The 17,912-nt window shown below is 62.1% G+C and carries 12 protein-coding genes; 4 read left to right on the forward strand and 8 right to left on the reverse strand.

Annotated elements, in window-relative coordinates; translation table 11 throughout:
* The first annotated feature begins 24 nt into the window (after window positions 1–24).
* From ODI_RS13605 to ODI_RS13620, 4 genes are read left to right on the forward strand one after another with little or no spacing between them, the layout of a single operon-like run.
* A complete protein-coding gene (locus tag ODI_RS13605; RefSeq protein ID WP_231968056.1) occupies window positions 25–1,461 on the forward strand; it encodes a hypothetical protein in 1,437 nt (478 codons plus the stop codon).
* Window positions 1,458–2,189 (forward strand): hypothetical protein, encoded by a 732-nt coding sequence (locus ODI_RS13610; RefSeq protein WP_067751270.1) that lies wholly within the window; start codon window positions 1,458–1,460, stop codon window positions 2,187–2,189. Before ODI_RS13605 ends, ODI_RS13610 begins: the two co-directional genes overlap by 4 nt.
* A 2-nt stretch (window positions 2,190–2,191) precedes the next feature.
* Window positions 2,192–6,592: a coiled-coil domain-containing protein gene (locus ODI_RS13615; RefSeq protein WP_067751273.1), complete on the forward strand. Its 4,401-nt coding sequence runs from the start codon at window positions 2,192–2,194 to the stop codon at window positions 6,590–6,592.
* Window positions 6,589–7,593 carry a Wadjet anti-phage system protein JetD domain-containing protein gene (locus ODI_RS13620; RefSeq protein WP_067751275.1) on the forward strand — a complete coding sequence of 335 codons (1,005 nt, stop codon included), beginning with the start codon at window positions 6,589–6,591 and terminating at the stop codon, window positions 7,591–7,593. Before ODI_RS13615 ends, ODI_RS13620 begins: the two co-directional genes overlap by 4 nt.
* A 322-nt stretch (window positions 7,594–7,915) precedes the next feature.
* Here the strand turns inward: ODI_RS13620 and ODI_RS13625 are convergent, their stop codons facing one another.
* The 8 genes from ODI_RS13625 to ODI_RS13660 all read right to left on the reverse strand — a co-directional run bounded on the left by ODI_RS13625 (window position 7,916) and on the right by ODI_RS13660 (window position 17,905).
* On the reverse strand, window positions 7,916–10,993 hold the full coding sequence (locus tag ODI_RS13625) for an AAA family ATPase (protein WP_067751278.1): 3,078 nt from the start codon (window positions 10,991–10,993) through the stop codon (window positions 7,916–7,918).
* Window positions 10,990–12,810: a hypothetical protein gene (locus ODI_RS13630; protein ID WP_197707100.1), complete on the reverse strand. Its 1,821-nt coding sequence runs from the start codon at window positions 12,808–12,810 to the stop codon at window positions 10,990–10,992. Before ODI_RS13630 ends, ODI_RS13625 begins: the two co-directional genes overlap by 4 nt.
* 146 nt (window positions 12,811–12,956) lie before the next feature.
* Window positions 12,957–13,193: a DUF2274 domain-containing protein gene (locus ODI_RS13635; RefSeq protein WP_067751284.1), complete on the reverse strand. Its 237-nt coding sequence runs from the start codon at window positions 13,191–13,193 to the stop codon at window positions 12,957–12,959.
* On the reverse strand, window positions 13,190–14,482 hold the full coding sequence (locus tag ODI_RS13640) for a TrbI/VirB10 family protein (RefSeq protein WP_067751286.1): 1,293 nt from the start codon (window positions 14,480–14,482) through the stop codon (window positions 13,190–13,192). Before ODI_RS13640 ends, ODI_RS13635 begins: the two co-directional genes overlap by 4 nt.
* Window positions 14,483–14,484: 2 nt before the next feature.
* On the reverse strand, window positions 14,485–15,474 hold the full coding sequence (trbG, locus tag ODI_RS13645; protein WP_067751289.1) for a P-type conjugative transfer protein TrbG: 990 nt from the start codon (window positions 15,472–15,474) through the stop codon (window positions 14,485–14,487).
* A complete protein-coding gene (gene trbF, locus ODI_RS13650) occupies window positions 15,471–16,175 on the reverse strand; it encodes a conjugal transfer protein TrbF (RefSeq protein ID WP_067751292.1) in 705 nt (234 codons plus the stop codon). The genes trbG and trbF overlap by 4 nt, the downstream gene beginning before the upstream one ends.
* Window positions 16,176–16,187: 12 nt before the next feature.
* On the reverse strand, window positions 16,188–17,576 hold the full coding sequence (trbL, locus tag ODI_RS13655; protein WP_067751293.1) for a P-type conjugative transfer protein TrbL: 1,389 nt from the start codon (window positions 17,574–17,576) through the stop codon (window positions 16,188–16,190).
* Window positions 17,573–17,905 (reverse strand): hypothetical protein, encoded by a 333-nt coding sequence (locus ODI_RS13660; RefSeq protein WP_067751297.1) that lies wholly within the window; start codon window positions 17,903–17,905, stop codon window positions 17,573–17,575. Before ODI_RS13660 ends, trbL begins: the two co-directional genes overlap by 4 nt.
* Between the last annotated feature and the right edge of the window lie 7 nt (window positions 17,906–17,912).

A 17,912-nucleotide genomic window follows, 5' to 3' on the forward strand; every position in this document is an offset into this window, starting at 1 on the left:
GCGTCCTCCGAGGATGGCGTGCGATTGGATGGCGGCGCCAAAGACCTGCTTGATCTGTCGCGTCAGCAGCGCAACCTGCTACTCCTGCGCCCAATCTTCCAGCTCGAGCGCTACAAGACGATGCTTGGTGATGAAGGCAGTGCGGACAGGACACTGTTCCACGGTATCGACACCCACTACCTCGCGTTGTCCGCTCTCGACCTGATGATGGAAGCGACGACCATTTCCAGCGGCAGTACATCGGTCGAGGTCGTGGCTCACCTGGGATACATCGCCAGCCGCATGAAGCCTGGCCTCACATCACCTCAGGCACGCCGCATCGCGGATGTCGTCCTTGACGCGCTCGACAACAAAGCCAACAACCACAGGGAGTTCAGCGCGGAGTTCTTCGACGCATCTGCCCGCACCGCCAGGTCGATCCGATATCGACTGGTCCGCTTCGAACCAGACGCCGATGACGTCTACCGCTACCGTCCCACCGCCGAAGGCTACCTCGTCTACCTGGGAATGCTCGACCTCGCGCCGGAGGACTCGCAGGAGCTGATGGAGAAGATGCTCGACCTGCTGGTGCGCCGCGGACGGTTCGAGGCCGCTGTCGAGATCGCCCGGCGAGCCCGGAAGTACTCCATCGAATACCGCCAGTTGATCCGCGACCGGCTCTATCAGGCTTACCGGGCGCCCGGCAGCGTCAACTGGAGCCGCGACATGGCGGGGCGGCTGGACGAGGCGCGAGCGCACGTGCGCCAGCGCCAGGCGGAAGACGCGCGGATGGAGGAAGCCGTTGGCGAAGCACTGCTTGGCGCCGACGAGCCGAAGACGCGCGCGAGCCTGGTGCAGCTGAAGGAAACCATCCGTAGCGCCAGCCTCATTCGGCTGCAGCTCGTCACCGACATCAACGTGGCGCCCGAGCGTTTCATCGAAGCACAGCGCGCAGTCTTCCGCGCACGCAGGCCAACCGGTCTCCCGGACCTTGAGCCGCAGTTGCTTCCGCAACTCGTCAACCTTCCCGCCCGAGTACTCTCGGCAGAAGCGGACGTCTTCATCAGTGCGCTGTACCCACCCGTGTGGCCGAAAGTGTACGAAATGAACTCGGTGTTCACCCTGCTGCTGGAGCAACGTGGGGAGGACACGGAGATCGAGACCGACCCAGGCTCGATCGAGAAATTCGAGCCTCCGCCCGACCAGTTTCCAAAGGAACTCGTGCAGCGCGCCAACGACTGGCTGACTGGGAAGTTCGCCACCGGCCAGCGGCTGCGCATCGACCAGTTGCTGGATGCCGCCGAAGACGAAGGCCTGGACAGGACGATGCGGCGGTGCCTCGTGCTAATCCTGTTCCGCTCGTTCGCGCGGTCCGAGAACGAGTTCAAGAAGGTGAGCGTCGAACTCACGGGAGAGACGTTCCACCTCGACATCGCTCAGGGCAGCGCCCTCGAATTTGTTCCTCAGGAAGATTCAGCATGAATGCAGAACCTACCGTGCGCAACGCCGCGCGACTGACGTACAAGGCGCTGCACACGACGCTCTCACCCATCAACGACGCGGAGTACCGCGAACTGCTTGCCCTGTGCAGAGCGGACCCGACGTTCAGACAGTACGTCGAAGATGTCGCGGCCGGCATGGAACTGCAAATTCTCGACTTGAGCGAGCAGCGCGGTCTCATCGTGGTTCCAGCCTCCAAGGACAGCCGCTTCGCGGTGCGTATCACGGATATCCGCAGCGGCATGACGCCGGATCAGAAGGCGGCCCTCGTGCTGGCCCACATCGCCATTGCCGCGGTCTTCTTTCCGACAACCGATGGACTGGACGACGACAACTACTCCCCGCCCCCGGCGTCGGTGGCCACCTGCCGCGACACGCTTCATGCCCTGGCGCGACGCCTGAAGGAGACCTCCGACCTCCCGCCGGACGTGCCATCTGAACTCGCGCCCGGCTGGGAGACGATTTCAGCACTGCCCGTCGCCATCCCGTCCGGTCAGCGGGCGTCGCACGCCTCGGTCGTCGGCGTCGTCAAGATTGCGCTGAACCATATGGCGCAGAACGGCCTTGTCCGGCTCGACCGCGACGCGGAGGACGAAGCGGCGGCGACCTATACGCCCACCTTCCGGCTGCGGGTGCAACTGCGAGAGCTGGCGTTGCGGCGACTCTACGAGATGGCGCAACTGGCTACGACCGAGCGCAAGGCGGTGTGATCATGCAGAAAATTTCCCGCCTCCACCTGGGCAACTGCGGCTTTCGCACCGCATGGTATGAAGGGATGACCTTCGATCTGACCGACCCGGACAGCGGCCACCCGACCGACACGCTCATCAATCTGGAAAACGGCGGCGGCAAGACCACACTCATCGGCCTCGTGTTCTCGTGCTTCGAGACCTCTCAAGAGAAGTTTCTCAAGCACATCCAGAGCAAGCACAACACCTTCTCCCAGTACTTCACTCATGATGGCGCTCCTGGATTCATCATCGTTGAATGGCTCATGCCGTCCAGAACAGCGGGAGAAGAACCCTACCGCCTGGTGACCGGTCAGGCGGTCGCAGTGAGGTCGCACACGGAGCCACCTGAAGTCGACCGCATGTTCTTCTCATTCGAGGAGCACACCGACCTCGGCCTGACGGATATCCCGGCCCCCGGTCTGGCGCAGCCCACGCCAACCTCCATGCAGGAGTTTTCGCGTTGGCTGCACGCACAGCAGAAAAAATACCCGGGCGACGTTTTCATCAGCCACAACCGCCAGGCCGAGTGGCAGCGGCACTTGAGAAACGAGCGTCTCATCGACCTGGACATGCTGCGCATGCAGGTCAACTTCTCGGCCCAGGAAGGCGGTTTCGACACGGGTTTCCTCGACTTCAAGACGGAGGGCGAGTTCCTGCGCAAGTTCCTGCACCTGACCAGCGACACGACGAAAGCCGATGAAGCGCGCAAGCTGGTGGTCGCGGTGTGCGAAAAGCATCGACGAAAGCCGCAGTTCCAGAAGCGTCGCGATGAACTGATCAGGTTCCGGGCGGCGCTGAACGCGTTCGCGGAGGCTGCCCAGCTGTACCTCGAGACGCTGGCTGCGCAGCGCTCGATACTGGTCCGTGGCGCGCAGATGGTCCAGGCACTGCAGGCCCGCGCCGTCTCCTTGCGCCTCGACCACTCTCAGGAAGCGGAATTCGAGCGGATCCAGCGAGAAATGGCTTCGGCTGCGCAAGCGGATTCGACGCTCCACACCAAGGAACAAGCAACGGTCACCTGGGCCTGGCACCAGAAACGCAGCGCGCAAGCCAAAGCGCGCAAGGAGGCCGCCGATGGCCAGGTAAAAGACCTAGAGCGGAACGAGCAGCTCATTCGAGCGGCGCGACTGCAAAAAGAAATCATCGGTGTCGACGAAGAGATCAAAGAGCTTGACGCACTGGCCGAAGCCGAGCGTGCGAATCTCAAGCCGACGAAGGACCACGCCGAGATTCAAGGAGCGCTCCTGCGCCGGGCGCTGTTCAGCGAAGAACAGCGGCTGAAGGAGGAACTCCAAACGCTCGATCAGCGGGCTGCCGCGCGTGAGGAGGCACGAACGACCTTTCGCAAACAACGAGATCAAGCCGAAGCCGACGAACTCCGACAAGTAGGAGAACGCTCGAAGCATCAAGCGGCCGAGGAGGCTTATGCCCGGCGGCGTGAAGCATTGGAAGCGGACAAAACGTTTCGGGCGCAAGAGGAAACCACGGCCGAAGCGCTCGAACGCCTCGACGCCGATACTGCGACCGCGGCCGCCGAGCGCGACCTGCATCGAGCGTCGCAGCAACGCTGCGCCAAGGAGGCGCGGGAGCATCGGCAGACCGCCGCAGCGCAGCGCATCCATGCCGCCGATTTGGCCGGCAAGGCCCGGTCAGCCGGCGAGTTCATCGCCCGAGGGGAAGTCGAGCTTGAGCATCTGGCGCAGTTGCCCGCTCTGCTGAACGCCGTTGAATCCGACCGCGTCGACCCGCTGTCCGCGGCCTTGCCCACCCGCCTGCACGAGGTCGTCTCCGAGTCGGCGAGACAAGTGTCTCTGGGAGACGTGCGCCTGGCGGAGCTGCATGCCGCCAGGCAGGCCATCGATGAAACCGGGGTTGCCGGCTACAGCGCCGATGTCGCACTCGTCGTCCAGACGCTTCTACAGGTAGGTGTGCGCTCGGCTCAGGCCTACAACGCGTACATCTCTCGCGCCCTGCCGGATGCCGCCAAAGCGCGGGCACTCGTCGCCAGCGACCCCGCCCGCTTCCTCGGCGTCTCCGTGGCGTCCGCGGAACTTGACAAAGCCAGGGCACTCGCCTGGGAGACGCGCCGACCGGCACGGCCAGTAGTGGTGTCAGTGGCAACCCTTGAGCCTGCGACACAACTGGCCGAGCGCGTGATCGTCCCGGCCGAGGACGATTCGGCCTTCAACGTCGAGGCCGCGGCCAAGCTGGCCTCCAACCTCGAACTTCGCGTCGCCGAGGAAAATGAGCGCCGGTCCGCCTATCGGGAGCGCCAGGACCAGACGCAGAAGGCACTCCACGAACTGGACACGTATGCGAAGGAATTCGGCGACGGAAAACTCGGAAGTGCGCGAGCCGGCAAGTTGGCCTTCGAAGAAGACGCTGCCGCTGCGACAGCGCGCGCCGAGTCCCTCGAATCGCAGGCGCTTGAACTGGATGAGAAGGCTCAAGCACTGGAGCAACAAGCGCAGGCAGCCGATATGCGACGCCAGGCTGCAGTCCTGTCTTCGTCAGCAGTCCGCAGTTTTCAGAGCGAACACGAAGCCGGCCACGAGGAACGCGTCCGGAGACTTGCACAGATCGTGCAAGGCATCATCACTGCACAGGAAAACAAGTCTGCAGCCAATGTGGGCCTTGAACGACTGCAGCAGGAACACGACAGCGACCACGGCTTGCGCGTGAGCACAGACCATGAACTCAGGCTCGCCGGCGAAGAGCGGGCGAGCATTGCCCACTATGACAAGGACTATCCGGCCCACGAGCAGTTGCTGCAGAACCCACGGCCAGTGGAGACATTGCGCCGCATCTATCGCGACGCCGAAGCCGCCTACCACGCTCAGGAGCAGGAGCGACTCGGACTCCTGGCGCACAAGCTGGACGATGCGCGAAAGCGCCGCGCGGACAAGGCCAAGGAGTTCACCCGTGAGTTCAAGGGCGTGCAGATGGCGGATATTGCTCCATTCCTGAGCCTTAATCACGAAGAAGCGCTGGCGGGCGTCAAGGCAGCGCTGGAGGCGGCCAGGCCGGGGCAAGTGAATGCCGCCTCGAATCTGCAAGTCGTGAATGGCGAGTCAAAGAAGTGGTTCGATTCGAACAAGCAGAACCTCGGATCTGCGGAACCCGCTCATGACGCGTTGGACCTGGATGCCCTGGCTGCGCTGGTGACTGACGCAGAGGGCCGCGTAATCGCGGCGCTGGAGCGGATGCGCACGGCCAACGAAGCCGCGAACCAAGCCGCAGACCGGGCCAATCGAAAGCGCCAGGCAGCGCAGGCCGACGAAAAGATCGAGGCGCTGCTGCGCAGCAGCATGGGCCTTGCAGACAAACCCGACCCCATGCTAATCGCAGCGGAAATCGGCGCCCAGGTAGGAATGACCCTGGAAGTACCAGACCCAGACAGTTTGGTTCTCGAGACCGATGCCAGCAATCAGGTCAGCGCGCTGCTGAAGGACTACAAAGGAAAGGAACACGGCGTCAGCAGCCTGCATACGAAGGCCCGAACCGCCTTCGACCTCGTCAAGGCAGCTGCGTCGCAGCCATCGTTCCGCGAGGTCGACCCCGATGTGGCGCAACAAATGGTCGCCAACGAGTTCGGCGCCGCATGCACGGACGCCAGGCGCCTCCTGGAACACCTGGACGACCGCATCGCAACGACTGAAGCGACGCTGCAATCGATGCAAGCCGATTTCGACGCCTGCGTCGAGGAGGTGCTCGCCGTCGTCCGCTCGGCCATCACGACGCTCAATCGCGCAATGAGTAAGGACAAGTCCGTGCCAGTGGGTGCCCCATACGTCGGTGGCAAACAAGTCCTGAAGATGCGGGCAAGTTTCAGCACGATCCCGGTCGAGACACGACGCCAGACACTCAGCGCCTACCTCGATACATTGGTCGATACGAACGTGTTCCCTCCGCGCGGCACGGATCTCATCGCCGACGCTGTGATGCGCGTTTATGGGCGTCCGCTGGGACTGCAAGTCCTGAAGATGTCCATTGAGGAGACAGAGCAGTACGTACCAGTCGAGCGGGTATCGAACTCCGGTGGCGAAGGCGTCGTCATGGCGATGTTCCTGTACCTGGTCATCAACCAGTTGCGAGCTGAGAACCACGCGCAAGTGCATCGCATCGCCGGCGGACCACTCATCCTCGACAATCCCTTCGCAAAGGCCACCAGCCCCGCCATGTGGCGCGCCCAACGTCTGCTGGCCGAGACCATGAACGTCCAGCTGATATTCGCCACGGCGCTTCAGGATTTCAACGCTCTCGGCGAGTTCCAGCGGTTCATCCGTCTGCGCCGCGCCGGACAGAACAGCAGAACCAGACGCTGGCACCTCGAGTTTGCGAACCTGAAGCTCAACGACATGCCCGAGGAGCCGGCGGCTTGAACGCATTCCTTGAAGCCCTGCTGTCCTCGCCGCGCAAGCGTGTGCGGCTAGACGAGTTGCGCCGGCACTACTTCTCGTTGTACCCAGATGTCCAGAACAGCGCAGAACGCAGTTCGATGCTGCTGGAAGCGCTGAAGAAGCTGGAAGCTGACGGCACCATCTCACTTCCGGCTTCTGGAAGTTGGGAACAGGCTGGTTCGCCCGCTCTTCCGCTCTGGATCACCTTGAAGCGCACGCCTCGCTCCAAGATTGCCATGAACCATGCCGCCGTGACCTGGGCGCCGGAGCTAGGATTCTGGCCGGAATTGAGGCCATCGCAATTGTCAGCGTTGCAGCCCATCAATGACTTCTTGCTTCGACGCCGGGGGACTTTTTCTCCAGTTCCCATCAAGGAGCGTTCCCTGGAAATCTTCGGCGACGAGAAGCGACTCGACAACATGTGCACCGGGGACTTTCTTTTTGGCGGACGACTCCCACTCTCCGTCATCGGTTGCTTCCGGGTACCCCAACCGCTGCCGTATCGCAAGGTTGATACGCCTGGCAAATCCATACTCGTTGTCGAGAACCACAACACATACTGGAGCTTCGCAGAATGGAACGAGGGCACGCAACGATACACCGCAGTCGTCTACGGCGGAGGCGAAAACTTCAGACTCACTGGGCGAGCGTTGCAGCAGGCGATGCAGGAAACAGGAGCTTCTTCAGCGGAATACTTCGGCGACCTGGACCCGAAAGGCTTGTCAATTCCCGTGGACTTCAACCGCTGCATCGAACCGGGCTATCCGACTGTTTCCGCAGCACTCCCGTTGTACCGCTGGTTGATTGCAAACGGGGTCCGGCGTGAAAAGCCAGAGTGTGCAACCTATGCTGTAGGACTGGCAGTTGCTTGGCTCGGCTCAGAGCTGGCTGCAAAGCTCGAAGCAGTTTGGTCTTCGGGCATGTGGCTGCCTCAGGAAGCTCTAGGCACCGAGCAGCTCCATTCTGGCGCCATGGACATCTAGGCCGCCCCAAGCGGCGGTTTGGGCGGCTGAACGGAAAAACACATAGCTTCCAGCTACGATGAAGCCCGCCTAGCCACGCTGTACCCTACCCGCCCACTCGATCATCAACAAGCCACGCAGACCCGCGTGGCTTAAGGGATTTCGGTGATCGACATGGGCCTCCACCGTCGCTTTTACCGTCAGAACCGCACATCTTTTGCTGGTGTAGCAGATGGAGCGATTTGCGAGGCAACGACTCTGGCAACACCATCATCAATCGACAGTTAGGATAGCTTAAATTTGACCCTAGACAGCAAGGATTGAACTAGACAGCCTCTTCGTTCTATGTCCGAGAAAGCGACAGCTCCTTAAAGTCATCACCAAGGAATCTGAATTTGTGGCGGAACAGTCCCGCTAACTTAGTATCCGCCGTCGCAAAAAAAATCTGTCGTGACCCATTGATTGCCAGATGACGCAGATGATCCAGGAAAGACAAGACGTTGATATCGTCCACGTGCGCCACAGGATCGTCAAAGAGCAGCACCGGCGGGCCTGAGCGGAGACGGCCGTTCATAGCTAGGAAAAGAGAAAGCGCGAATGCTGCACGCTGTCCAGTACTCATCTGATCGAGTTCGACCTTGCCGCCCGTTTTTCGACGGACAATGGCCAATGTGCCGCGATCGGCCTTCAGTTCGAACTCATTGGGCATATGAATGCTGGCGAACGTGCGCGCAATCTCTTGCGCATTCTCGGCAAGAATCTTGTTGGTCAGTTCTCCGCCCGAGCTTTGCTGCGTCAAAGTGTCCAAGACACGCTCGGCATCAACCAGACGCCCGATGGTCATATCGCACGCCTCGATTTTTTCGGTGAGGTCTGCAACCGCTTTGGTTTCCCTGTCGAGTGCTGTGTCGTTGGCACTTTCCTGCGCGACGGCGGTGGCGACTCTAGCAACGAGTTGCTGCGCAGCGGCAAGATTGATGGTTATTTCGTCAGCGGTTTTGTCTGAGCTAATCGCCAGGATCGACGTGAGAGTCTGGCGAGCTCCGAGCGCGGCTTCTATGTCGGAAACCTGCCTTTGGACCACCTTCGCGAGCGCTTCGGCACTGTCTGGAAGATTGATCGACAGGCGTGCGGCCAGGGCCTCGCATTCGCGTTGAACGTCACTTGATTCCTGTAAAGCATTCTTGGACGCCTCTTGCGCATTAGACAGCGCCTCTCTGTGATTCGCCTGCATGACCTGCAATTCATCGAGCGATGGCAGTTCGGCCAACCCGGCTGCCAGCAACCTGTCGGAGAGGTCTTCGGAAGAAAGCCCATCGGCCTGCAGTTGTTGGACCTGACTTTGTACTGTCTCAAGGCTTGTGCGATCGCGTTCGAGCAGGGCCCTATCCTCATCGATCTGCGCGAGTGCCTCGCGGACTGTCGTTGATTGGGCACTCTCGCCCAGAAACGCCCGTATGGGCTCCAGCGCCGATTGCGCCAACCGGACATCGGTCAATGCATCTTCCGTCGCCGCGATCTCGTTCTGGAGAAGAGCTGCTTGCTCGGAAGTATTGGTGCCGACATCCGCCATCATCCGAACGAACAGCTGGCCGCTTTCGAACTCGGTGTGGCAAACGGGGCAGTGGTCAGGATTGGGCACACGCTGCAGGATGTCTTGGGCCGTAGCACGCAGACGTTGCGTGAGCACTGTCAGATTGCTCTGTGTTTTCTCTAGTGCCTGAAGAGAGGCACGGCTTGTGGTGAGCTGGCGTTGAAGTTCGTTGACTCGCGCCTCTACAGAAAAAACGGCCGCTTCGACACGTTGGTCCAGCAACCGCTCGACGGCGTTCACGTTCACCTTGTTTCCGACGAGCGCAAGCCTCGATGCTCGTGCGCGGAAACTATCTTGTCGCTCCAGCGCCTGCTTGGACAGCCGCGCAAAATCGGTACGCGCGTAGGGCAGCAGCGCATCGCCCGTCGCAATCTGGCCAGCTGACGCCTGCGTGGCACGCTGCGCTTTGGACTGCTCAGTTTTGGCGGCCTTGGCTCGCTCATCCAGTGCCGTTGCCTTGCCTGCTTCCTCGTTGAGGTTCGCCAAGAGCTGCAGCGCGCTTGGGGGATCACTGTGCAGCACGTCGACCGAAGAATGCCGAAGCAGTTCGATCGTTGTGGCCGCTTCCTGCAGAATCTCGCGCAAGGAAGCGATACCGGCTTTTTCTTCTGGGGGCTGCAACCACCCCAACTGCTTCAACGCAGTAAGCAACTCTAAGAATAGGCTGTCCGACAGTTTCGGGGCTTTCTTGACGACATCCATGCGGCCCGCAGCGGCCAGCTTCAGCTGCTTATTGGTCGCATTGTCGCGGTGCAGACCCTTCAGCTCGTCGCGGACCCTATCGACCACACGACGAAGCCGATCTGCTAGGTTCTCAGCGGCCGCTCCGAGTACCAGGCGGGCGACGTCGGCGCCGATCTGATCCGAGCTAGCCGACACGCTGAGATTGACAGCGGCATCGGTATCAAGAAAGTTGAATTTTCCGAAACTATCCTGGATGCTGACCTTCTTGAGTTCGGTCTTGGCATACCAGTTCGAGTGACGCGCTCGGAGGCGAGCCGAATCCGTGGTAGATGAAAGCTTTTCCAAAGTACCCGCAAGTTCCAGAGTAACGGAAGTCCGATCCAGCAAGACGGAGGAACGGCGATTTCGTCCGCAGTACCCAAACTCTATCGCTTCGAGCAGCGAGGTCTTACCTACTCCATTGCTGCCGACGATCAAATTGACACGTCCCAGAGGATGGTCTTTTTGCTCGGGATGCGGCCGAAACCCTTTGATTGTCAAACGCTTGAGGAAGTGGCGTGCTGCTGCCGTTTCAGCGGGAAGCAGCGCCATCGGGGAGACGGGCCGCGCGGCCTTATCTTTCGTTCCCGCGACGATACGGCGCACCGCGTCGGGCACCGAGATATCGTCATCCAGTATGAACCCCAACCCATGTTGTTCTAGAGTTTGTGACCACGTAGTCGCCAGATCGACAGGCATGGCACCTGTAGGCGCGGCAGAGTTCCCTTTGGCGAGAAGGTCTGGCACGTCCTCTTCCCGGACGATTTGTTTGCGAGCGTACTCCCTGTCCCCCTCAATGACGGCCTTAAAGCGGGTGTACTCGCCCTGATCCGCCTCATTCTCGCTCGTGATGAAATACAAATAGTGGCTCCACCGCAGATCGGTGGCGACCTGGGTGGAGAAGTACATCGGCGAGAGAACTTCTTCCTGATAGCGCTTGAGCGAGGCGGCCGTTGTAGCCAACTGATCATTCAGATCGAAATAGCGGATCGCGTATTCGCGCGAGCCGAACCGATCGACGCCGCGAAACACTCCTGGGCTTACACCTTCGAGGTCAGGGTATCGGCCTCTGAGTATTTCTTCCACACGCTGGGCGTTGATCATGACCTGTCTTCCGCGAAGTCCACCGGCGATGCGCCAGCGGGAATGTCAATAAGATTCGTGCCTTGGGGCCCGCGAGCGCCGTAGTTGTTGTCCCTACGAAATACAACGCACAACCGGTCCTGCGCACGCACAATTGCATCCGCAAGTTCTGCCCCGTTCTTGCCGTCACGGATAGCTGCGTTCACAGCGTGGCCGACGATGGCTTGCTTGAGTTTCTGGTGCACGCTGTCGATCTCCGTGTCATCGGCCTGATCCGCAAGATAAACCAGCGCAGCCCCCCCCCGCCCACCCGTTTCCGGCTGAACGTTGTGATGTGGTGCCTCCCGGCGCCATGCGAAGTGGAAACCATCAGCAAGGTCTCGTACCGGCGCTGGCCACGGCACATCGCTCTGAGTTAACCTAATTGCATCATGTGCGCGCTGCAGTCTCTTTCTGCGGTAAGCGACGCCGGGCCTCGTCGGCTCAATGTCCTGGTGAACAGTCACCCTTCGGATCGATTCCTCGTCCCGATCCAGCTGAAAAGCGTCGAGTTCGTTGACCGCGTACCAGGTTGTCGGATTTCCGCGAGGGCCAACAAGAATTTCTATGGCTCGCTCGACCGCGAGCGGGCTGGCTTGTGATGCCTGCTGTAACGGACCCGCGATCGCTTGATAACCGAGCAGCACGACGGCAAAGCCATCGTGGGCAATAGCGCCTGGCTCCCACGCATTTGTCACTGAGTTCCACGTACAGCGATCCTCGATCGAGACAAAGGTTTTTGGCACGAGTGCCTGTTCACCTAAAAAAAACAGTTTTTGTTTCTGCAGTTGAAGGATCTGGCCTTCGTAGTTTAGGAAGAAAGAATGCCATCGTTGTGAGAGCACACTGTAGTAAAGTCCTCCTCGGTGCAGCTCGTCGATCAGCGCATCGTCGGCACCGAATTTTGCCGGTGGCGCATACCAAGCTGAGCCGGCGACGTTTTTCCATTCGGCAAACCTCCCGCCGCCTACCGCCTCCATGATGTTTTGGGCCCAGTTCAAGCAAAGTAGCTCGACATGACTATTGGTACCAACAGTACATAGCCGCGCGCGGTAGGCAGCGTAGTCCACATGAGCAGGCTTTGGATTGAGCTGGATGTGAATCAGCAAACAGTTGAGGTGAGCCTGATCTACGTGGTCGGAGAAGTCGAAGGCATCGGAGCAGATGATCGATAACAAGCTCATCTTCCCTGCGCCGCGGTTGAACGCGTAGACAGCTCGACCGACACATAACGAGGTCTGCTCGACATCGCGATAGTCTCTACATGCAACGGTTTTGAGCTGTACTAGCAAGACGAGAACTGCCTGGCCATTCGCGTCATGAGCCCAGAACACATATAACAGAGGATCGACATAACGCTTCTGCGCTATTTGTCTTGGGTCGATCGGCTCGTGATGGAATACGCATTGACCAGCGGCGTTGCAACGCTCAGCGAGCGCCTGCATCTCTGCCGGCGGTATGCTTTCACAGCCGAGTACCCACAAAGCACCAACCGGGGGCCGGTATCGTCCAGCAATAATCTCCTCAACAACGCTCCACGGAACGCAGTACTCGGGAGCAACAGCTAAGTCGGCATGGACTTGGGCTGCAGTCGAGACGAAACCACTGCAGAGTGCATGACCGAGGGCCGCATCCGCATGCCCTACCCTTGCCTCATTGGCTTCAATGACCCCAGTCGGCTGAAGTAAAACTGCGCGATACGGTTCGCGGGCTGCGTTTAGTGCCTGCAAACCAAAAAGCGTAAGTGGCAGCGGACGCTGCCGCAACACATCTTCGACATCGATAATGTTAATTGCCACAGTGCTCCGTCCCTAGCGTCCATTATTTTCTTGGTATCCGCCGCCCCGAAGAGAAAGCGTCCATGTCACCTGTTTTTTCTTTGGTCTGTTTTTTGCATTGTAACAAGGTGTGCGCATGCGGTACGGCCTTCCTCCGCATGAAATTATCATTTCTTACGTACCTGCTCCTGCCTTCTCTTCTTATACTGACGATCTCCCAATATGAACGCCTCCAGCATATGCGGAACGAGTGTGATTGCGTCCACGTGCTCACCATATACCTGCGTGTGCAGTTCGGCGTAGTGGTCAAGTTGAGCCTTAAGCACCGCCGAACACGAGAAGGTGAGCTTGACACTCTCGGTCCTCGGTAGCGGCCCTAGCCGCAGCGTGTTGGTCGTGCTCATCGTGAAGTCCCCCGATTGAAGAACAGAGGCTGGTACGGCCGCAGCACCAGATCCCGATTGACGATGATGCGAACCGGCAGGCCCGGCCGCTCGGTCAACGTGGGCTGGATGTTGAGGTTGCGCCGGGTCATCTCCTGGCCGACCTGATTGATGCTGTCCTGCGCGCTGTCGCGCCCGGCGATGATGATGCGATCTCCGTCTTGCCGGTTCTCAGGCGCGGCCAGCTCGGCGCCGACGCCCAGCAGCGTGGTCAGCACCGCACCGGCGAAGATGCGATCCCAATGCCAATCGACACCATCCTCCAGGCCGGCGTAGCCGGCCGGGTCGGTGCCGGCTAGGTTGTCGAGCGTCAGCGAAGACGTATCGGGCAGAATGATCCGGTTCCAGACGACTTGAACGCGGCTCTGCCCATAGCTGACTTGGCTGTTGTAGCGGCCGAGGATGCGGGAACCCTGCGGAATCAGCAGGAAGCGCCCGGTGGCCGTGTCATAGACCGGCTCCGTCACCGTGGCGATCACATCGCCCGGCAAGTCCGACTTGATGCCCGTAACCAGCGCCCCGGCGACCACCGTTCCGGCCATGACCTGATACGGCGAGGCCGGCAGGGTCAGATTGCCGGAGTTACGGGTTTCCGTGGTTCCGGCCTGCTGGAACGCCTCCTTCTGGTCTTGCCTGTTCTGCACGGCTGTTGGGTCGGCGGGCTGGGCCGCCGTCGAGGCCGGCCCAGCCGCCATCGGGTCGAAGGCTGCATTGGTGGAGAAGCCCGGCGCAGCAGCGACCTGCGACTGCGCCTCCGGCGCGGCTTGCGGGGTGCCGGTGCGGAAGAAGACCGACGATGCAGCCGCTTCCTCGGCCTCCTTCAAGCGGGCCAGGCGTTCCGCCTCGGCAGGGTCGTGACCGGGGGCCGCGTAGGCGGCCACGGCCGGCTGCTGCGAATTCACGATGGCCGGCCCAAGGTCGCCCGGCAGCGGCGGCCCCAGCTCGGGCACGTCGGGGGGCAAGGTCGGCGGCAGCTTGGAATAGTCGGCCGGAAGCTGGTCGAGTCCTTCGGAGCGTGAAACGCGATCCACGTTGTAAAGCTCGGCTTGCTCGTTGGCCGTGCGCCGCTGCGGTTGCAGCGACCACATCAGCGCGCCGAGCACGGCGACCGACAGGCCGCCGGCGAGGATGGCCAGCGTGCGCCGGTTCAGCCGTGTGACCGGACGCGGCTGGGCGCGTAGCACCACCGTTTCGGGCTTGACCTTGCCCGCCTGCGGCGCGGCAACGTCGGGAGTGTCGTCCTGGCTCATGGTCAGTTCCTCCGCGTGCCATCCGTGCGCTCGATGCGTACCACGTCGCCACCGTCCCCGCCCAAGCGCAGTTCAGCCGCACCGAACAGCCGATCGACGATGTAGTACGGCGAGCGGAAGCGGTAGTTCACCAGTTGCCCGTCGCCCTGCGCGCCGATCACGAACAGCGGCGGCAGCTCTCCCTGGGCAATGCCCGCGGGGAACTGGATATAGACCTTCTCGCCGTCGTCGAAAGCGCGCAGCGGCTTCCACGGCGGATTGCTGCCGCTGATCGCGTAGCGGAAGCGGATGCGCTCAAGCGACAGGCCGGTATCGACCGGCGCGGTCGCCTGCGCGGCCTGCGCCTGGCGCTGCAAGGCCAGCATCCGGTCTCTTGGGTAATCCCAGGACACCGAGGCCATCCAGGCGCGTTCGGTCGAAGTGAGTTCCAGCAGATATGTCCGGCGGCTGGTGGTGATGACCAGGTTCGTCTTCAACCCGGAACGGATTGGCTTGACCAGCACATTGATCCGCAGCTCGTCGCCGCTGCCACTGGACGTGTCGCCGACGATCCAGCGCACGGTATCGCCGGCGGCGACCGTCACCAGTTCTTCGCCCGGCTGGAGCGAAACCACCGTCACCCGCCCCGGCGCGGCATAGACCTGATACAGCGCGCCGTCGGTGTACGGCCAGACTTGAATCGCGTTGACGTAGCCCTCGCGCGTGGGCGCAATACGCGCCTCGGCATTGGCCTTCGATACGCGCACAGTTTCGTCGGCCGGCTCCGGCGCCGGCGGCGCTTCGTCCACCTCGGGCAGCGGTTTCAACTGCGCCGGCATCGGCAGCACCGTTGGCACCTCCACCACTTCGACCGGCTTGGGCGGTTCAGGCAACGGCTGGGCCTGCATGGGTTCATCGAGCGAAATGGTCGGCGGCGGCTTGCCCTGCGTGGCGCAGCCCGACAGGGCAAGAAGCAACAACGGCAAAGCGTAAAAGCGGAAAGGCAGGTTCATGGCTTGGCTCCTTCGGAAGAATCCAGCTCGCGGCTCCACGACATGCCGTTGACGTAGATGCCAAGCGGGTTGTGGCGTAGGAGTTCTTCGGTGCGCGGGGTCTGCTGCACGATGGACACCACGGCCGTCCACCGCTCCAGCCCGGCGGCGGCGCCGTTGACGTAGCGGCGCTCCGTCCAGCGCACGTTGAAAGACGTGTCGCTTGCGCGCACGACGCTGCTGATCTGCACCGTCACCGACTCGCGGCCGATGCGGGCGAACGGGTCATTGCTACGGGCGTAGTCGTTGAGCACGGCCGCGCCCCTGTCGGTGGTGTAGTCGTAGGCGTCCAGCCAGTTCTGCCGCACCACGATGGGGTCGATGGACAGCGATCGAACCAGCGTGATGAAGCGCGCGATGTGGTGCGCCGTTTGTGCGTCGTTGGGCCGGTACGGCGTGGCCGCTTCGCCCACGGCGCGTACCTGGCCGGCGTTGTCCACTTCCACCACATAGGGCGTGACGATGGACTGCGCCGAGCGCCAGACCAAGCCGCCGGCCATCAGCAGTGCCAGCGCCAGGCAGCCGAAGGCCATCAGCCGCCAGTTCTTCGCCTGCACGCGGGCCGAGCCGATACGCTCGTCCCACACCTGCGCGGCGGATTGGTATGGGGTGGCAGGCTGCGGCGTATCGGCATAGCGCACCTGCGGTCGCTTGAATCGCATGGTCGTCTCTCCTTATGAATCGGAATCGCGCAGGCTCGGGCCTTGCCCTGAGCCGCCACCATCGCCACCGCGCAGCGTGTGAGCGGTGGTGGTCGCGGCGTGGGTCATCTGCTGGCGGCGGTGCAGGCGCTTGGCCCAGGCCGGTTGCTTCTGCCCGGCGGCGGCCGGGGCATCGCCTTCGGCTGCACTCCCTTGGGCGGCGGCGCCGCTGGCCGCTGCCGCAGCGCCGCCCGAGATCGGGGCCGCGCCGTCGGCGCGGAAAGCGGCTGCTGTGCGGTCTTTGAGCGAGCGCGCCCCGGCGGCGGCCTTCTGGCCGGCCGCCTGCGCGCCGGTCTTGGCGACATTGCCCAGGCCGGCCATCGCGCCCTTGGCGCCGCCGCCGGCTGCGGCAGAACCCGTCTGGAATGCCGACCGGGCGCTGCTCGCCGTCGAAGCGGCGGCCCGCGCACCGCTACCGGCCAGCTTGGCGGCAGCCGGCGCCATGCGCGCCCCGGCCATGACCGCACCGCCCACGCCAGTCGCGGCGGCACCAATGGCAACGCCCGTGCCAACAGCGCCGACAGCGGCACCGGCCATCGCGCCCGCGCCAAGCTGCGGCGCACCGGATACGAGGCCCGTGGCGATGCCCGGCCCAAAGATGCCCAGGGCCAGTAGCGCAAGCGAGGCCAGCATCACGACCAGGGCATGGTCGATGGACGGCTCATCCGGCACGGTCTGGAACTCGGCGAACAGGCTCGAACCGATGCCGACGATGACGGCCAGCACCAGTACCTTGACGCCAGACGACACCACGTTGCCGAGCACCTTTTCCGCGAGGAACGAGGTCTTGTTCCAGAGCGCGAACGGCACCAGCACGAAACCGGCGAGCGTGGTCAGCTTGAACTCGATCAACGTGATGAAAAGCTGCACCGCTAGCACGAAGAAGCAGAGGATCACCACCAGCCAGGCGAGGAACATCACCACGATGGGGTCGATGTTCACGAACACCTCGGGGAACCCGGCCATGTCGCCGATCTGCTCCAGAATCGGCGCACCCGCGTCGATGCCGGTCTTCGCCAGCCGCCCCGGTTGCAAGAAGTTCTCCATCGTGATGGCCGAGCCGGTGGCCGTCAGTCCCAGGCTGGCGAACGAGCGGAACACGATGCCGGCCAGCCAGTTGAAGTTGCCGATGATGTAGGCGAAGGCACCGACGTAGAGCACCTTGCGCAGCAGCTTGGCAATCACGTCTTCGCCCTGGCCGGTGGCGTGGTTCATGGCCCAATACAGGCCGGCGATGGTCATGTCGATGACGATGAGCGTGGCGGTCAGGAACGCCACTTCGCCTTGCAGCAACCCGAAGCCGGAGTCGATGTAGCGCGAGAACGTGTCGAGGAAGCGGTCGATGATGGTCACGTCGTTCATGGCGTGTCCTCGGATGCAGCCGAGGCCGGCGTTTCGCCGCCATCGGCGGGTTCATCGAAGCTCGGCGGAATGGGCGGCAGATCGGCCAGCGTCCGGTATTCGTCCGGCCCGGTCTGGCCGGCGAAGAAGCGCCGCCGGAACGCTTCGGCGGCAGCGCGGCAAGCGTCTTCGCCTGCGGCCTGCCGGTTGGCGGCGCATTGCGCACGCAATGCCTTGAGCCGCACCGGATCGGTGGCCAAGGTATCGGCCAGATCTTTGGCCTGCTGCTGGCCGCACGCGGTCAGCAGCAGGGCCAGCAGCGAAGCCGACAGGGCGAGGACGCATCGCATGGCTGTC

Source organism: Orrella dioscoreae, assembly GCF_900089455.2.
Taxonomy (GTDB): Bacteria; Pseudomonadota; Gammaproteobacteria; order Burkholderiales; family Burkholderiaceae_B; genus Orrella; species Orrella dioscoreae.

Coding starts and splice junctions, on each gene's coding strand:
- ODI_RS13610 (WP_067751270.1), top strand. CDS start 1,458: ATGAATGCAGAACCTACCGTGCGCAACGCCGCGCGACTGACGTACAAG.
- ODI_RS13615 (WP_067751273.1), top strand. CDS start 2,192: ATGCAGAAAATTTCCCGCCTCCACCTGGGCAACTGCGGCTTTCGCACC.
- ODI_RS13625 (WP_067751278.1), bottom strand. CDS start 10,993: ATGATCAACGCCCAGCGTGTGGAAGAAATACTCAGAGGCCGATACCCT.
- ODI_RS13635 (WP_067751284.1), bottom strand. CDS start 13,193: ATGAGCACGACCAACACGCTGCGGCTAGGGCCGCTACCGAGGACCGAG.
- ODI_RS13640 (WP_067751286.1), bottom strand. CDS start 14,482: ATGAGCCAGGACGACACTCCCGACGTTGCCGCGCCGCAGGCGGGCAAG.
- trbG (WP_067751289.1), bottom strand. CDS start 15,474: ATGAACCTGCCTTTCCGCTTTTACGCTTTGCCGTTGTTGCTTCTTGCC.
- trbF (WP_067751292.1), bottom strand. CDS start 16,175: ATGCGATTCAAGCGACCGCAGGTGCGCTATGCCGATACGCCGCAGCCT.
- trbL (WP_067751293.1), bottom strand. CDS start 17,576: ATGAACGACGTGACCATCATCGACCGCTTCCTCGACACGTTCTCGCGC.
- ODI_RS13660 (WP_067751297.1), bottom strand. CDS start 17,905: ATGCGATGCGTCCTCGCCCTGTCGGCTTCGCTGCTGGCCCTGCTGCTG.